Origin of the sequence: Brevundimonas mediterranea, from assembly GCF_014196125.1 — a bacterium.
GTDB lineage: Bacteria > Pseudomonadota > Alphaproteobacteria > Caulobacterales > Caulobacteraceae > Brevundimonas > Brevundimonas mediterranea.
Genome location: NZ_JACIDA010000001.1, coordinates 626,634 through 642,303 on the forward strand (window position 1 = coordinate 626,634; position 15,670 = coordinate 642,303).

12 protein-coding genes are annotated in these 15,670 nt (G+C 67.8%); 5 read left to right on the forward strand and 7 right to left on the reverse strand.

Translation table 11 applies throughout. From position 1 onward, the window contains the following. Positions 1 to 126: 126 nt before the first annotated feature. The gene (locus GGR11_RS03165; protein ID WP_008259349.1) at positions 127 to 339 is read right to left on the reverse strand and encodes a hypothetical protein; all 213 of its coding nucleotides are present in this window, start codon (positions 337 to 339) and stop codon (positions 127 to 129) included. Positions 340 to 713: 374 nt separating this feature from the next. On the opposite strand from GGR11_RS03165, the gene GGR11_RS03170 reads away from it, so the two are divergent. Together GGR11_RS03170 and GGR11_RS03175 are read left to right on the forward strand one after the other, a co-directional pair. Beyond that, positions 714 to 854: a hypothetical protein gene (locus GGR11_RS03170; RefSeq protein WP_183195363.1), complete on the forward strand. Its 141-nt coding sequence runs from the start codon at positions 714 to 716 to the stop codon at positions 852 to 854. A 66-nt stretch (positions 855 to 920) separates the two neighbouring features. Further along, positions 921 to 2,291: a class II 3-deoxy-7-phosphoheptulonate synthase gene (locus GGR11_RS03175; protein WP_183195364.1), complete on the forward strand. Its 1,371-nt coding sequence runs from the start codon at positions 921 to 923 to the stop codon at positions 2,289 to 2,291. Here GGR11_RS03175 and GGR11_RS03180 read toward each other — a convergent pair. After that, positions 2,269 to 3,480: an FAD-dependent oxidoreductase gene (locus GGR11_RS03180; protein ID WP_246331511.1), complete on the reverse strand. Its 1,212-nt coding sequence runs from the start codon at positions 3,478 to 3,480 to the stop codon at positions 2,269 to 2,271. The two genes, GGR11_RS03175 and GGR11_RS03180, sit on opposite strands and share 23 nt — an antisense overlap. Before the next feature lie 202 nt (positions 3,481 to 3,682). Between GGR11_RS03180 and GGR11_RS03185 the strand changes: the two genes are divergently transcribed. Together GGR11_RS03185 and GGR11_RS03190 are read left to right on the forward strand one after the other, a co-directional pair. Continuing rightward, positions 3,683 to 4,249 (forward strand): prephenate dehydratase domain-containing protein, encoded by a 567-nt coding sequence (locus GGR11_RS03185; protein WP_008261806.1) that lies wholly within the window; start codon positions 3,683 to 3,685, stop codon positions 4,247 to 4,249. A 289-nt stretch (positions 4,250 to 4,538) separates the two neighbouring features. Next, positions 4,539 to 5,297, forward strand: coding sequence for a chorismate mutase (locus GGR11_RS03190; protein WP_183195366.1), 759 nt, complete (start codon positions 4,539 to 4,541; stop codon positions 5,295 to 5,297). Positions 5,298 to 5,316: 19 nt separating this feature from the next. Here GGR11_RS03190 and GGR11_RS03195 read toward each other — a convergent pair whose 3' ends face one another. The 3 genes from GGR11_RS03195 to GGR11_RS03205 all read right to left on the reverse strand — a co-directional run bounded on the left by GGR11_RS03195 (position 5,317) and on the right by GGR11_RS03205 (position 9,629). Continuing rightward, on the reverse strand, positions 5,317 to 6,225 hold the full coding sequence (locus GGR11_RS03195; RefSeq protein ID WP_183195367.1) for an SDR family NAD(P)-dependent oxidoreductase: 909 nt from the start codon (positions 6,223 to 6,225) through the stop codon (positions 5,317 to 5,319). A 99-nt stretch (positions 6,226 to 6,324) separates the two neighbouring features. Next, a complete protein-coding gene (acs, locus tag GGR11_RS03200; protein WP_183195368.1) occupies positions 6,325 to 8,277 on the reverse strand; it encodes an acetate--CoA ligase in 1,953 nt (650 codons plus the stop codon). Positions 8,278 to 8,279: 2 nt separating this feature from the next. Further along, a complete protein-coding gene (locus tag GGR11_RS03205) occupies positions 8,280 to 9,629 on the reverse strand; it encodes a DcaP family trimeric outer membrane transporter (protein WP_183195369.1) in 1,350 nt (449 codons plus the stop codon). 161 nt (positions 9,630 to 9,790) lie between these two features. On the opposite strand from GGR11_RS03205, the gene GGR11_RS03210 reads away from it, so the two are divergent. Continuing rightward, a complete protein-coding gene (locus tag GGR11_RS03210) occupies positions 9,791 to 10,402 on the forward strand; it encodes a response regulator transcription factor (protein WP_183195370.1) in 612 nt (203 codons plus the stop codon). On the opposite strand, the gene GGR11_RS03215 is transcribed toward GGR11_RS03210, so the two are convergent. Together GGR11_RS03215 and GGR11_RS03220 are read right to left on the reverse strand one after the other, a co-directional pair. Further along, entirely contained in the window at positions 10,399 to 13,779 is a 3,381-nt protein-coding gene (locus GGR11_RS03215) for a hybrid sensor histidine kinase/response regulator (protein WP_183195371.1), read from the reverse strand. The two genes, GGR11_RS03210 and GGR11_RS03215, sit on opposite strands and share 4 nt — an antisense overlap. 106 nt (positions 13,780 to 13,885) lie before the next feature. Next, complete coding sequence (locus GGR11_RS03220) at positions 13,886 to 15,559, reverse strand: MFS transporter (protein ID WP_008262186.1); 1,674 nt, start codon at positions 15,557 to 15,559, stop codon at positions 13,886 to 13,888. Positions 15,560 to 15,670 lie beyond the last annotated feature (111 nt).

Here is a 15,670-nt window from a genome sequence, read left to right on the forward strand (position 1 = left end):
AGCGATGCCATCAATGGCGACGCTGCGATACTGAAAGATCGTCTGTTTCCATGGTTTTTAAGCCAAAAACACCTGATCCGGGGCCGGAGGGCGCCGTCTCCGGCATGAACCGTGCGTTCCCGCCGGTCAGTCGGCGAAGTTCTGTGGCTCCGGAGCGACGACGTCGTAACGAACGGCGAAGCCGGAGCCTGACGTCGGGCCAAGCCCCGGACCACGACGTCGGCGTACATGCTCAGATAGACGCCGCACCTGGGCTTCAGCCACGCCGTCGCGATCCATCAACTGCCGCACCATGGGGTCGGCCAGCATCTCGTCCAGGGTCAGGTCGTAGGGCCTCATATCGCACCTCTGGTCTCTCAACTCGCCCCCGACCACAGATGGGCGAGGCGAGGACGAGCGCCAGAGTCGTCCGGTCGATGTCGTCGAAAATTCATGCCCAGCCATGTCCATCAGGCGAGGCATCCAATGCGCGGGCAGATCGACGGGAGGGTGCGACCGACGGGCGTGCGGATGAACACCAAGGCGCAAGAGGCGTTCAGACCGCATGACAATCTTCGCCGAGATTCTGATCGTCCTGCACCGCCTGGCCAAGTTTCTGACCCGCAAGCAGCGGCTTCTGTAGGCCCCGTCAGCGGACGGAGCGATTTGGCGATTGCGTCCCGCGCGGCGGCCCGTCAGTTTGGGGCCAGACTATCGACCATACGAGGACGCCCATGGCCCGCAAGCCCAACTACAGTTTTGAACGGCAGGAACGCGACCGCGCGGCGGCGGCCAAGGCGGCGGAAAAGGCGGCCGCCAAGGCCGAACGCAAGGCGGCGGATGCGGCGGAAAAGGCGCCGCCCGCCGAGGACTGAGGCTCAACAGCAAAATCCATTCGTGTTTTCGTTGTTTGAGCGGCTGCAAAGCCCTATTCTTGCCCGATGACACGCTGGACCCCCGAAAGCTGGAGAACCAAGACCGCCCTGCACATGCCGGCGGACTATCCAGACCCCAAAGCCCTCGCCGTCGTCGAGGACGAGTTGCGCGCCCTGCCGCCGCTCGTCTTCGCGGGCGAGGCGCGCCGCCTGACGTCGAAACTGGCCCAGGTAGAGCGGGGCGAGGCCTTCCTGCTCCAGGGCGGCGACTGCGCCGAGAGCTTCAAGGAGTTCTCGACCGACAATATCCGCGACACCTTCCGCCTGATCCTGCAGATGGCGGTCGTCCTGACCTTCGCCGGACGCAAGCCGGTAGTGAAGGTCGGCCGGATCGCGGGTCAGTTCGCCAAGCCGCGCTCGTCGCCGCTGGAAGAGATCGACGGCGTCGAACTGCCCAGCTATCGCGGCGACATCATCAACGGCATGGGCTTCACGCCGGAAGAGCGCGCGCCTGATCCGCAACGGTTGATCCGCGCCTACAACCAGTCGGCCTCGACCCTGAACCTGCTGCGCGCCTTCGCTGGCGGCGGCTACGCCGATCTGTACAACATCCATCGCTGGACCCTGGGCTTCGCGGGCGACAACGCCGCGGGCGCCCAGTATCGCGAACTGGCCGACAAGATCACCGAGGCCCTGGCCTTCATGGAGGCGGTCGGCGTCACGCCCGAGAGCCATCCGGACCTTAGCCGCGTCGAAGTCTTCACCAGCCACGAGGCGCTGCTGCTGAACGTCGAGAGCGCCCTGACACGGCTGGACGGCGGTTCGGGCGAATGGTTCGACACCTCGGCCCACATGCTGTGGATCGGCGAGCGGACGCGCCAGCTGGACGGCGCCCATGTCGAGTTCATGAAGGGGATCAGGAACCCCATCGGCGTGAAGTGCGGCCCGACCATGACGGCCGACGACCTGTTGCCGCTGATCGACGCCCTGAACCCGGACAATGTGTCGGGCCGCCTGACCCTGATCGGCCGTTTCGGTCACGACAAGGTCGGCGAGCGCCTGCCCAAGCTGATGCGGGAAGTGAAGGCCTCGGGCCGCAAGGTGATCTGGTCGATCGACCCGATGCACGGCAATACGCTGAAGGCCGGCAACGGCTACAAGACCCGGCCGTTCGACCGGATCCTGGGCGAGGTGCGGACCTTCATTGATGTGGCCGAGGCCGAGGGCGTCCACCCCGGCGGCGTTCACCTGGAGATGACCGGCCAGAACGTCACCGAATGCATCGGCGGCGCCCAGGCCGTGACCGAGGACGACCTGTCCAACCGCTATCACACCCACTGCGACCCGCGCCTGAACGCCGACCAGGCGCTGGAACTGGCCTTCCTGGTGGCCGAGCGGTTGAAGTCGGGGCGGATCAGCCGGTCGGAAGCCGCCTGATCGACGGAAACAGCGGGGCGACGAGGCCGATGGTCGCGTTCGCCTCGGTCCGGTCCGGCGTCTCGTCGTCGACGCCGACGCCGTTCATGTCGTTGCGCGTGGCCTGAACCACGATCCCGTCCGGTCGCGACAGCACGGTCACGCCCCGGAAATGCAGGCCGTAGTTCGCCTCCGGCTGAGGCGCGAGCCAGGCGATCTGACCGCGCACCGGGATCATCTCCTTGTCCTCGAACAGGGCCTTTGCGCCATAGCCGGTGCAGTTGACGACGATCTTCTCGGGCAGGGCCGTTAGTTCCGCCGGAGCGTTGAACGTGCGGGTCTCGATCCGACCGCCCTGGCTCAGAAACTCGGTCTCCAGCCGATGCGCCAGTTCGGCGACATTGAACTGCATCGCGCTGACCATCCGGGTTTCCCGGACCGGGAAGGGTGAGGCCGAGGCGGGGAGGGGGAAGGATCGCGGGGCCAGCCCGTCCAGCCTGTATTCAGCGAAGCGGATCGGCTTTACGCCGGGCGCGGTGCGGATCGGAGGCGGTTCGGCCGTACGCGGCAGGTCCGCTGCGCCCGACAGGATATAGCGGTCGCTGAAGACGACCGGATCGCCTTCCGTCCCCAGATAGGTCTGGTGGGTCGCATAGGTCTCGCGCGCCATCTGTTCCCACAGGGCCGGAAATTCGGCCGGGACGCGGTCGGCGTCGGCGATGCGGCTGTCCGGCGTCCAGCTGCCGGTCGCGCGCATCGACCGGGTGAAGGCGGCGCGCTCCCGGGCGTAGATGGTGACCCGCGCGCCCATCCGCTGAAGCTGGAGCGCCGAGGTCAGACCCAGGGCGCCGCTGCCGATCACCGCGACGACGGGCGAACCGCCGGCGACCCCGGCCAGGGCCATGGCCTTGCGCGCCGCTATGGCGCTGGAGCCCCAGGACAGGGACCAGCCGCTGCCGCCGTGGCCGTAGTTGTGAACCACCTTGGTCTCGCCGACCGTCTCCACGTCCAGACGCGGGCCGGCGGGGCGGAAGGGACGGGTGCAGACGGTGATGCGGATGATTCGTTCGGGCTCCATCAGGATCGGGGCGATCCGGCGCGGGGCGAAGCTGGCCGCGAGCGGGACAGGCGGTGTTGCGGCGCAGCCCGCGACGGTCCCCGCCAGGCCGGTCAGTACGGCGCGACGGCTGGAGCGAGAGACGACGGGCATGAAGCCTCCAGGAACGGGAACAGCAAGGCTAGCGCGCCCATAGCCGGTTCGATAGCCGGCCGGCGCCATATTCGGCTTGTCGGAACAGGGACGGCGCCGCAGATACGCTCGGATACGGCCATGGCGCGGACAAGGATGTTCCGTCTGATCAGCGGCCAACGACAAGGAAAGGCGTTCGGGGACGAACCCGGACGTGACGAATATGGATACGCCTGCGCACCAAGACGACAAGCCCGGCCGGGTCGCCTACCAGGGCGCGCCGGGGGCGTTCAGCCACGAGGCCTGCACGGCCCTGCGGCCTTGGGACGTGGCCGTGCCCTTCGAGACCTTTGCAGCGGCCATTGAAGCGCTGAAGACCGGGGACTGCGACTGCGCCCTGATCCCGGTCGAGAACTCGTCCATCGGCGTGGTCGAACCGGCGGCGACCCTGGTGCGCGAATCCGGTCTCCCCGTGGTGGCGGAGGCCTGGCGGCCGATCCGTCACGCGTTGATGGGCCTCGAGGGCGCCCGGATCGCCGATCTGAAACGGGTGCTCAGCCATCCCATCGCCCTGGCCCAGTGCGAACAGACGCTGAAGGGCATGAGGCTGAACGTGGTCGAGCATTTCGACACCGCCGGCGCCGCCCGCGACGTCGCCGAGGCCGGCGATCCGACCCAGGCGGCCGTAGCGCCGGTGGGCGCGGCGGAGGTCTATGGCCTGTCGATCCTGCGCAACGATCTTCAGGATTCCAGCGACAACCGGACGCGTTTCGTCCTTCTGGGCGTCTGAAGGGCTTGACGGCGCACGGTCTTTGCGTGCTTTAAGGCCGCACGGATCGCAATCGATCCGCATAACCGGACCCGGACCCATGTCCCGCCAGCGCGTTCTTTCTGTTTCCTTCGACCGTTCGCGCGCGGTTTCCGGCCTCTATTTCGGCTACGGCTTTTACGGCTTTCGATACGCCGGCTGAGGCGTCGGGCGCTCTTCGTCCCTGACTGTCTCGCCGGCGACCGCTCTGGACCAGAGCGGCTGTCCGCCCCTGCACATCGAAATCCCCCTTTGCCGAAAGCCCGAACCCATGCCCAATTCCAACGTCCAGCAAGTGTGGCCTGACGTGGTCGAACTGACCCCCGAACAACAGGCCCTGGCCGCCCTGCGCGCCGAGATCGACGCCATCGACGATCAGATCCTGGCCCTGTTCGAGCAACGCCTCGCCGTCGCCGCCACCGTCGGCCGCGCCAAGGACGCCCCCACCGGCCCCCACACCAAGCTGCGCCCCGACCGCGAACAGACCGTTCTGTCGCGCATGCTGTCCAAGGCCCAGCCCGAGAACGCCGAAGCCGTGGAACACCTGTGGCGCGAAATCATCGGCTGGGGCCTGGCGCGCCAGGGGCGGCTCCAAGTCCAGGTCTGGGCGCCCATCGAGCCGACCCGCGCCTATGACGGCGCCCGGCTGCGTTTCGGCGCCGCCGCCGACATCAGGATGGTCCGCGACCCGCAAAAGGCCCTGGCCTTCGCCGCCGAGGGGCATGGCGTCGCCGTCCTGGCCATCAACACCGAGGATGCCTGGTGGATGGGTCTGCGTCGCGAATGGTCGATGCTGAGCGTTTTCGACGGTTACGGCGGCGAGACGCCGACGTCTCTGGCCGTGGGCAAGATCGATCCGCCGGCCCTGCCGAGGGGCCGCCGCGTGGTCGTGACGGCCGGCGGCGACGCCGGCGACGGCGGCGGCGCGCGTCGCTGGGGTCTGAACACCCACCACGGCTGGACCATCGCCCTGACCGAGGCGGAATTGACCCCCGGCGAGGCGGAAGGCTGCGTCGGCGCGATCGGCTGACCGCGCCGACTGATGCGGCTCAGGAGGCGTGCGCCTTCTGGGCCTTGGTCAGCTCGATCATCCCCTGGGCCGCGCCCATCTCCGGCACGATCTCTTTCGAACGGTCGGAGATGGCGTCGAACCGGGCCGCCACCTGTTCCGGCGCATCCTCGCCAATGATGTGGACGCCCTCGGTCAGGGTGACATAGGCGCGCTCGAACCCGCCGGCGCCCGCCGCCAGGATACAGCGGCTGGGCGCGTCCCGGCTGAGCAGATACAGCAGGCCCGGCGTCACCAGCTCCGGCCCCAGGGCCTCAAGGGGCAGGGCGGCGCCCAGGTCTTCGGTCATGCGCGTATGGGCCGTGGGCGCCAGGCAGTTGACGCGGATGTCGTTCTTGGCCCCCTCGATCGACAGGGTCTGCATCAGTCCGACCAGCGCCATCTTGGCCGCGCCATAGTTCGACTGGCCGAAGTTGCCGTACAGGCCGGATGACGAGGTCGTCATGACGATCCGGCCGTAATTCTGAGCCCGCATGATCTCCCACACCGCCTTGGTGCAGTTGACCGCTCCCATCAGATGGACGTCGAGGACGAAGCGGAAATCCTCCAGCTCCATCTTGGCGAAGGTGCGATCGCGCAGCACCCCGGCGTTGTTGACCAGCAGATCGACCCTGCCCCATTTCGCCACGGCCGCCTCGACCATGGCCTGAACGGCGGCGAAGTCGGTCACCGAGGCGGCGTTGGCGATGGCCTCGCCGCCGGCCGCCTCGATCTCGGCGACGACGGCCTCGGCGGCGGTGGCGGAACCGCCCGAACCGTCGCGGGCGCCGCCCAGATCATTGACCACAACCCTGGCGCCACGCGCCGCCAGGGCCAGGGCGTGTTCCCGCCCCAGACCGCCGCCCGCGCCCGTCACAATGGCCACCTGGCCGTCAAATCGGATCGTCATCTCGTCGTCTCCACCCAAGGCCTGAGGCGTTCGGCTCCAGGGCCGGCCCCTTTGATCCGGTTTTGACGACGCCGGGCGCGGCGCACAAGTCCGGCCTGATCAGCCCGCGCGGTTCTTCACCAGATCCTCGACGACGGACGGATCGGCCAGGGTCGAGGTGTCGCCCAGCGCCCCGATCTCGTTCTCGGCGATCTTGCGCAGGATGCGGCGCATGATCTTGCCCGACCGGGTCTTGGGCAGGCCGGGGGCCCACTGGATCACGTCGGGCGTGGCGATGGGCCCGATCTCGCGGCGGACATGGGCCCCCAGGGCCTTGCGCAGATCCTCGGTCGCCTCGACCCCCTTGTTCAGGGTGACATAGGCGTAGATGCCCTGGCCCTTGATGTCGTGGGGATAGCCGACCACGGCCGCCTCGGCGACGTCGTCGTGCAGCACCAGGGCGCTCTCGATCTCGGCCGTGCCCATCCGGTGGCCCGAGACATTGATGACGTCGTCGACCCGGCCGGTGATCCAGTAATAGCCGTCCTGATCCCGGCGGCAGCCGTCGCCGGTGAAATACCGCCCCGGGTAGGTCGAGAAATAGGTGTCGAAGAAGCGCTGGTCGTCGCCATAGACGGTGCGCATCTGGCCCGGCCAACTGTCGGTGATGCACAGATTGCCCGAGACGGCGCCGACCAGCTCCTGGCCCTCCGCATCGACGATCTGCAGTTCGACGCCAGGCAGGGGCAGGGTGGCCGAGCCGGGCTTCAGGTCGGTAGCGCCGGGCAGGGGGGTGATCAGATGCCCGCCCGTCTCGGTCTGCCACCAGGTGTCCACGACGGGGCAGCGGCCGTCTCCGACCACCTCGTGATACCAGCGCCAGGCCTCGGGATTGATCGGTTCGCCGACCGTGCCGAGCACCCGCAGCGACTTGCGCGAGGTCGCCTTCACGGGCGCGTCGCCTTCGCGCATCAGAGCGCGCAGGGCCGTGGGGGCGGTGTAGAAGGCCTCGACCTTGTGCTTGTCCACCACCTGCCAGAAACGGCTGGCGTCGGGGTAGTTTGGCACGCCTTCGAACATCAGGGTGGTCGCCGCATTCGCCAGCGGCCCATAGACCAGATACGAGTGGCCCGTGACCCAGCCCACGTCGGCGGTGCACCAGAAGACCTCGCCGGGACGATAGTCGAAGGTCAGCTCATGGGTCCAAGCGGCCCAAAACAGGTAGCCGCCCGTGGTGTGCAACACCCCTTTCGGCTTTCCAGTGGAACCTGAGGTGTAGAGGATAAACAACGGATCTTCCGCGTTCATCGGCTCGGGCGGGCAGTCGGTCGCGGCCTTGGCGGCCTCGACGGCGTAGTCCACGTCGCGGCCTTCGATCATCGGCACATCGGCGCCGGTGCGGCGGATGACCAGGACGGTGTCGACCTTCACCTTCTCCAGGGCCGCATCGACATTGGCCTTCAGCGGCACGATCTTGCCGCCCCGCAGGCCCTCGTCGGCGGTGATGACCAGGGTGGAGCCGCAGTCCTCGATCCGGCCGCACAGGCTGTCGGGTGAAAAGCCGCCGAAGACCACGGAATGGACCGCCCCGATGCGGGCGCAGGCCAGCATGGCGTAGGCGGCCTCGGGGATCATCGGCATATAGATGGTGATCCGGTCGCCCTTCCTGGCGCCATGCGCCTTCAGCACATTGGCCATGCGGCAGACTTCGTCGTGCAGCCGGCCATAGGTGATGTGCTGGCTGTCCGCCGGATCGTCGCCCTCCCAGATGATCGCCGTCTCGTCCCGGCGATGAGGCAGGTGACGGTCGATGCAGTTGGCGGCGACGTTCAGGACGCCGTCCTCGAACCAGCGGATGCGGAAATCTTCCTTCTTGAAGGAGACGTCCTTGATCTTGGTCGGCGCCTTGATCCAGTCGAGGCGCTGGGCCTGCTCGGACCAGAAGGCTTCGGGCGTCTCGCGCGCCGCAACCCGCGCCGCCTCATAGGCCTGCCGGTCCATGTGGGCACGGGCGGCAAAGTCTGCGGGAACGGGGTAGAGTTCGGAATCGGGCACGCGAGACGTCTCCAGCATTTTCAGAATCCGTATTTGGCGAACAGGATCAGTCGGGTCATGTCGCCGCTCGCGCCGGATTCGATTTCGCGATCAGCGAACATCAGCTCGGCCCCCACATCAAACGCCGTAACGGGCGACCAGATCAAGTTGGCGTGGATGCTCTGGGCGGACCGGTTGACGGCCAGACCGGTCACGCTGGTGTCGTTGTCCACCTTCTGGGCCGACCAGATCAGGCTGGAGCGCCAGCCGGGCGCCCAGACGTGACGATAGGCGGCGAAGCCGGCGACGACGCCGATCGCATCCAGTTCGCCCGAGGCGTCCAGCACCGCGTCGTTGGAGAAGTTCAGCCCCACATAACGGCCGATGCCTTCGCCGCCCGTCACCATCAGTCGGAGGTCATCCTTGGCCCCGACCTTGATCTTGGTCGAGGCGGACAGGCCCCAGCCCATGGCGGTGGAATCGATGTCCGTCGCCGGGTTCTGATACTTCAGCTGACGCAACAGACCGGCGAACTGCAGATCCCCCCACGGCTGCGCCACGGCGTAGCGGGCGGTGAAGTCCGGAAGACTGCTGTCGTCGGCGATGATCCGTGCTCCGCCGCTGAACGGGGTGACGGTCGTCTCGGGGTTCTCGACCGAGATCGAGAAGGGTCCGCGCGTGTATCGCACCTGAACCTGGCGGGCGAAGACCGTGCCCTCGGCCGCGCCGATGAAGTCGGCGGATTCCGGCAGGACGGCGGTGTTCTGGAAATTGGTCCACTCTTGGCCGATCAGCCAGTTGTCGATGGTGACGAAGGCGCGGCGCAGGGCCGGGTTGGCCGGGCTGGTGGTGCGCTGGTCCGCCGTGCCGGGCAGGGTCTGGAAGTCCATCTCGAGCCGCGTGCCGACCTTGTGGCCGCCGACCAGACCGTCCGTCGTCAACCAGAAGCGGGTCTGGCGGGCGTTGAAGTCGGTCGCAGTGTCCTCGTCGGCGCCGCCGATGGGAATGGAGCCGGGAATGTGGAATTCGCGCAGGGCGTCGCCGTTGACCGGATCGCCGCCGGAATAGTTCGAGGCCGAGGCGTCGACCTTGACGAAGCCGCCGAACTTCACCGTGTGGTCGCCGATGCGGAACCCGTCGCTGGGCGCGGCGGCCTGCTGCACCGGGGCCGGCGGGGCAGGGCGGGTCTCCAGCCGGATGATGTCCTGCTGTTGCGCGGCTTGCTGGGTGCGGGCGGCGACGACTTCGGACTTGAGGCTGTTCAACTCGGCTTCGAGCTGGGCGATACGGGCTTCGAGCGCGGCCTGGGCGTCCTGGGCGAAGGCGGCGCCGGGCGCGAGACTCATGGCCGCGGCCACGCACCCGCCCAGAAGACTGGACTTGATCATCATGGTTCCTCCCGCGCCCATCTGATGCGGGCGTCCTATGTGGACCTTTTCCTTATGGGCCGTAGGCGGCCATTAGCCATTGGTCTAGTTTCGACCAAAGTCGAACCACGCCATGCTGTCGACGACACGGCCGACAAGCATGCCGTGCAAGGGAAGGACGCCTTATGGATCGTATCGTCGTCGCCGACGATCACCCGCTGTTTCGCGCCGCGCTGCGTTCGGCCGTCGACAAAGCCGCGCCAGGGGTCCGAATCGACGAGTGCGCCAGTCTGGCCGAAGCCCGAACCGCCCTGAACATCGGGGGGGTCGATCTGCTGCTGCTGGACCTGAAACTGTCGGACAGCGAGGGCATGGCCGGTCTGGCCGCCATCCGCGCCGAACATCCGACCGTGCCGGTCGCCGTCGTCTCGGCCAGTGAGGACGCCACGGTCGTGCGCCACGCCCTGGGTCTGGGCGCCGCCGGCTTCATTCCCAAGTCGGCAAGTCTTCCGCAGATGGTCGAGGCCATCGCCGCCATCCTGGCCGGCGACGGCTGGGCGCCGGAGACGCCGGACGTCGCGGACGACGACCTGCCTGCGCGGGTCGCCAGCCTGACGCCGTCGCAGCTGCGTATCCTCGAAGGCCTGAAGGCCGGCCGCCTGAACAAGCAGATCGCCTTCGACCTGGGCGTGTCCGAGGCCACGATCAAGGCGCATCTGACCAGCGTTTTCCGCAAACTGGGGGTCCATAACCGCACCCAGGCGGTGATCCTGGCCAAACAGATGGACCCCTCCTAGCTCGACAGGAAGGCCTTCAGGGTCGCTGGCTTGATCGGCTTGGGCAGCAGCACGGCCCCGGCGGCGGCGGCCTTTTCGTTCAGCCCGTCCCGGGTGTCGGCCGTGACCAGGGCGATCCGGCGCACCCCGCGCGGCCGCAGCCAGTCGATGACGGCGAATCCGTCCGGCCCGTCGCCCAGGTGCAGATCGACGACGGCGGCGTCGAACGGCCCTTGCGCGGCCATGGCCGCCTCGACCCCAGAGACCAAGGTGGGGCGCGCGCCCCAGCGGGTCAGCAGGGCGTTCAGCGCATCCAGGATCACCGGCTCGTTGTCCACGCACAGGACGCGCAGACCGGCCAGGAGCAGGCGGACCTCATGCGTGGGCGCGGTCTCGACGACCCGATCCGGCGGGCTGCGTGGCACGGTGATGCGGAAGATGGTGCCGCGTCCGAAGCGGGAGTTCAGCTCCAGCGGATGGTCCAGCAGGCTGGACAAACGGCGCACGATGGCCAGACCCAGTCCGGCGCCCGGCTCGTCGACCGGGGCGCCGGGCAGGCGCACGAACTCGCCGAACACCATCTCCTGTTCCGCATCGGGGATGCCGCGTCCGGTGTCGCAGACCAGCAGGCGCACGGCGTCTCCGCTCCGCCTCGCCCCGACCAGCACCCGACCGGCGTCCGTATAGCGGATGGCGTTGGCGATCAGGTTCTGCAGCATGGACCGCAGCAGATCCCGGTCGGACGAGACCCACAGACGACTGGGCACAAGGGTCAGAACCAGCCCCTTGGCCTCGGCCACGGGAGCATATTCGCGTCTCAGTTCGTCGAACAGACCGTCCAGCGACAGGCGGGTCACGGCCGCCTTGACCCCGCCGGCCTCCAGCTTGGACAGGTTCAGCAGAGCGGTCAGCAGGCGGTGGGCGCTGTCGATGGCGCGGTCGGCGTTGACGGCCAGGGTGCGGCTGGTCGGTTCGGCCCCGGGGCCGGAAACCGCCGGCTCCTCCTTCAGGGCGGCGATGAACAGGCGGGCGGCGTGCAGGGGCTGAAGCAGGTCATGGCTGGCGGCGGCCAGGAAACGGGTCTTGGACGCCGTCGCGTCCTCCGCCACGCGCCGGGCTTCGTCCAGACGGGCGGTGCGGTCGGCGACACGGGCTTCCAGCCTTTCGTTGGCCTCTTCCAACTGACGGGCGGCGCGGCGCAGCGCGGTGATGTCGGTGTAGCTGGTGACATAGCCGCCGCCGGGGATGGGGGCGCCGGAGGACCGCAAGACCCGGCCGTCGGGCTGGCGCCGTTCGTGGTCGTGCGGGATACGCCGGCTCAGGGCCTCCAGCCGGCGCTCCACCCAGGCCTCGATATCGTCCGGGCTCTCGCCGCGCTCGGCGTTCAGCCGATAGATGCTGGCGATGGACAGGCCGACATGGACGAAGCCGACGGGCAGGCCGAACATCTCGACATAGCGGCGATTCCAAGCAGTTACACGTAGATCTTCGTCCACCACAATCACGCCCTGGTCGATATTGTCCAGGGTGGTCTGCAGCAGGTCGCGGCTGAACTGCACGGCCTGGGAGGCCTCGTCCAGCATCCGCACGACATCCTCTGGCGCACGACCGCCGCCGGCCAGGGCGGCGGCGATGACCCGCCGCGCCGAGGCCGCGCCGATGGCGCCGGCCAGCATCCGTTCGGCGGCGCGGGCGAGGGCGGCGTCGGCCGGGTCGGCGTCGCGAAGCCGAATGTCGGTCTCCGCGCTCCAGGCGGCGAAGGCCCGTTCGGCCCGTTCGTCGCCGATGAAGCGCGCGACCAGGGCGCGCAGGTCGCCGACCGAGGCGCCGGACGGCGACGGCTTCGACTCCAGCCAGTCCGGCCCCAGTCGATCCACGAAGGCCCGCGCCTGCACCCGATCGATCAGACGCGGCTGGGCGAAGCGCGACACCCCGACATAGGCGACGAGGTTCAGCCCCAGGCTGACGAAGACGCCCAGAGCCAGCGGATCCTTCACCCCCATCATGACATGCAGATGCCAGGGGGCGCCGGGCGCCAACTGGGGCAGGGCCAGCATGACGATCCACACGAAAACCCCGACGCTCATGCCCGCCAGAGCGCCATGGGCATGCCCGCCGCGCCACAGCACCGCCCCGAACAGGGACGGCGCCAACTGGGCCATGGCGGCGAAGGACACCAGACCCATTGCGGCCAGCCCGCGAGACTGGTCCGTCGCCTGATAATAGAGCCAGGCCAGCAGAAGCACGGCGACGATGGCGCCGCGCCGCACCTGCAGGATCGTGCCGGCCATGTCCGACGAGTCGCCTCTGACCCGCCATCGGTCGCGGGCCAGGAAGGGCAGGATCAGACTGTTGGAGACCATGGCCGACAGGGCCACGGCCTCGACGATCACCATGGCCGTGGCGGCAGAGAAGCCGCCGACGAACACGATGGCCGTCAACCAGGACTCACCCCGCCCGAACGGCAGGGCCAGCACCAGAAGATCTGGGTTCGCCGCCGGCGCGAACAGGGCCCCCGCCGCGACCAGGGGAAGGACGGCCAGACTGGTCAGAAGAAGATAGATCGGAAAGATCCAGCGGGCCTTCTTCACGTCCGCCGGCTGGGCGCCCTCGACGAAGGCGACGTGGAACTGGCGCGGCAGGCAGAAGATGGCCAGGGTCGAGACCAGGGTGATGGCCGTGAAGCGCGGCGTGATCTCGGGCGGCGAGGCGAGGGCGCCCAGTCCCTCGACGATACGCGGGGTCGATCCGTCATGGATCAGCAGGACCAGGGCGAAGATCGCCACGAACAGCAGGGCGCCCAGCTTGACCAGGGATTCCAGGCCGATGGCCTGGATCAGACCGCGATTATGTTCGGTCAGGTCCGGGCGTCGGGCGCCGAACAGGATGGCGAACCCCGCCAGAACCCCGGCCAGCGCAAGAACGGTCAGCCGTTCTCCCCCCGCCACCGGCGTGCCCGCCGTCAACAAGGCGCCAGCCATCGACAGGGATTTCAGCTGCAGGGCGATATAGGGCAGGGAGCCCAGGATGGCCACGATGGTGACCGCAGCGCCCAAGGTCTGGCTCTTGCCGTAGCGCGACGCCACGAAGTCCGCCATCGACCCCACGTTCTCGCGCCGGGCGGCGGCGGCTATGCGTCGCCATAGGGGGAAGAGCAGGGTCAGACCGATCACGGGTCCGATATAGATGGGCAGATACTCCCACCCGTCGCGGGCAGCGGTGCCGACCGCCCCATAATAGGTCCAGGACGTGCAGTAGATGGCCAGCGACAGGGCGTAGACCCAGGGCGCGAGCGAGCGGCCCCGCGCCTGCGCCGCAGGCCGCTCCTGCCACCAGGCGACGGCGAACAGGATCGCCATATAGCCGGCCACGAGGCCGAGGATCACCAGGCTGAACATGAGCGGGATGTGAACCGGGCAGGGTGGGTTTCACAAGGGCGTTCAGGCAAATGAAAGGGCGGGCTGTCCGAAGACAGCCCGCCCCTCATCACGCCCGAAAGCAGGATCAGGCGTTCAGATCGACGTCCTTGCCTTCCTTGACCAGCAGGAAGCCCAGCACGACCGTCGCCAGCGCCACGATGATCGGATACCAGAGGCCGGAGTAGATGTTTCCGGTCGCCGCCACGATGGCGAAGGCCGTCGTCGGCAGGAAGCCGCCGAACCAGCCGTTGCCGATATGATAGGGCAGGGACATGGAGGTGTAGCGGATGTTGGTCGGGAACATCTCGACCAGGGCCGCCGCGATCGGTCCGTAGACCATGGTCACATAGAAGCCGAGGATGAACAGGATCAGCACCACCATCGGCTTGTTGACCAGGGCGCTGTCCGCCTTGGCCGGATAGCCGGCGGCGGTCAGGGCCTCGCTCAGGCCCTTGTCCCAGGTCTTCTTCTGAGCCGCGAAGTCCGCCGGGGTCATGGCGTCGCCGCGGAAGCTCTGGACGACCGACTGATCACCGATGCGAACCTCGGCCACCGTCCCGGCAGGCGCCGCGACATTGGTGTAGGTGACGCCGGCCTTGGCCAGATGCGACTTGGCCACGTCGCAGGACTGGTTGAACACCGTCTTGCCGATGGGGTCGAACTGGACGTTGCAGTCCGCCGGATCGGCATAGACCACGACCGGCGCCGAGGCGGCGGCGGCGGCCAGGCGCGGATTGGCGGCCTGGGTCAGGGCGTTGAACAGCGGGAAATAGGTGAGGGCGGCGATCAGGCACCCGGCCAGGATGACCGGCTTGCGCCCCACCTTGTCCGACAGCCAGCCCCAGAAGATGAAGAAGGGCGAGGCCGCGACCAGAGCGATGGTCAGCATCACATAGACCAGGGTGGCGTCCAGCTTCATCACCCGTTCCAGGAAGAACAGGGCGTAGAACTGGCCCGTGTACCAGATCACGGCCTGGCCGGCGGTCAGGCCCAGCAGGGCGATCAGCACCAGCTTCAGATTGGGCCATTTGCCGAACGAGTCCTTCAGCGGGGTCTTGGAGCCCTTGCCCTCGGCCTTCATCCGCTTGAACGAAGGGCTCTCGGACAGCTTCAGGCGGATCCACAGCGACACGGCCAGCAGCAGGATCGAGACCAGGAACGGAATCCGCCAGCCCCATTCCGCAAAGGCTTCTTCACCCACAGCGACGCGAACGCCCAGGATGACCACCAGGCTGAGCACCAGGCCGGCGGTCGCCGTGATCTGGATGAAGGAGGTGTAGAAGCCGCGTTTGCCGTGCGGCGCATGCTCGGCGACATAGGTGGCGGCGCCGCCGTACTCGCCGCCCAGGGCCAGGCCCTGGATCAGGCGCATCAGCACCAGGATGATGGGCGCCGCGATGCCGATGGCGGCGTAGGGCGGCAGAAGACCGACCACGAAGGTCGAGAGGCCCATCAGCAGCATGGTGACCAGGAAGGTGTTCTTGCGGCCCCACAGATCGCCCAGGCGCCCGAAGACGATCGCGCCGAACGGCCGCACCGCGAAACCGGCGGCGAAGGCCATCAGGGCGAAGATATAGCCGGTCGTCTCATTCACGCCGGAGAAGAACTGCACGGTGATGATCGCGGCGAGCGACCCGTACAGATAGAAATCATACCACTCGATGACAGTGCCGACCGACGACGCCAGGATCACCAGCTTGTCGTTCTTGCCGACCACATATTCATCATCGACCGGCGCACCAATGGCGCTGTCCGTCATTTGCGTTAGCCTCCCAGCTATCAGGTCTTTCCGACCGTTTCACGCCGCATACGCTGCGCATTGCAGGGACGTTGGCATCGTCGCGCGGGAAGCGTCAGGGAGACTTTGGTC

What these genes read in the sequence shown, in the direction of transcription:
- GGR11_RS03185 (WP_008261806.1), top strand. Translation starts at nt 3,683, where the DNA reads ATGGATACGCCTGCGCACCAAGACGACAAGCCCGGCCGGGTCGCCTAC.
- GGR11_RS03180 (WP_246331511.1), bottom strand. Translation starts at nt 3,480, where the DNA reads ATGCCCGTCGTCTCTCGCTCCAGCCGTCGCGCCGTACTGACCGGCCTG.
- GGR11_RS03175 (WP_183195364.1), top strand. Translation starts at nt 921, where the DNA reads ATGACACGCTGGACCCCCGAAAGCTGGAGAACCAAGACCGCCCTGCAC.
- GGR11_RS03220 (WP_008262186.1), bottom strand. Translation starts at nt 15,559, where the DNA reads ATGACGGACAGCGCCATTGGTGCGCCGGTCGATGATGAATATGTGGTC.
- GGR11_RS03190 (WP_183195366.1), top strand. Translation starts at nt 4,539, where the DNA reads ATGCCCAATTCCAACGTCCAGCAAGTGTGGCCTGACGTGGTCGAACTG.
- GGR11_RS03205 (WP_183195369.1), bottom strand. Translation starts at nt 9,629, where the DNA reads ATGATGATCAAGTCCAGTCTTCTGGGCGGGTGCGTGGCCGCGGCCATG.
- GGR11_RS03210 (WP_183195370.1), top strand. Translation starts at nt 9,791, where the DNA reads ATGGATCGTATCGTCGTCGCCGACGATCACCCGCTGTTTCGCGCCGCG.
- GGR11_RS03170 (WP_183195363.1), top strand. Translation starts at nt 714, where the DNA reads ATGGCCCGCAAGCCCAACTACAGTTTTGAACGGCAGGAACGCGACCGC.
- GGR11_RS03165 (WP_008259349.1), bottom strand. Translation starts at nt 339, where the DNA reads ATGAGGCCCTACGACCTGACCCTGGACGAGATGCTGGCCGACCCCATG.
- GGR11_RS03215 (WP_183195371.1), bottom strand. Translation starts at nt 13,779, where the DNA reads ATGTTCAGCCTGGTGATCCTCGGCCTCGTGGCCGGCTATATGGCGATC.
- GGR11_RS03195 (WP_183195367.1), bottom strand. Translation starts at nt 6,225, where the DNA reads ATGACGATCCGATTTGACGGCCAGGTGGCCATTGTGACGGGCGCGGGC.
- acs (WP_183195368.1), bottom strand. Translation starts at nt 8,277, where the DNA reads ATGCTGGAGACGTCTCGCGTGCCCGATTCCGAACTCTACCCCGTTCCC.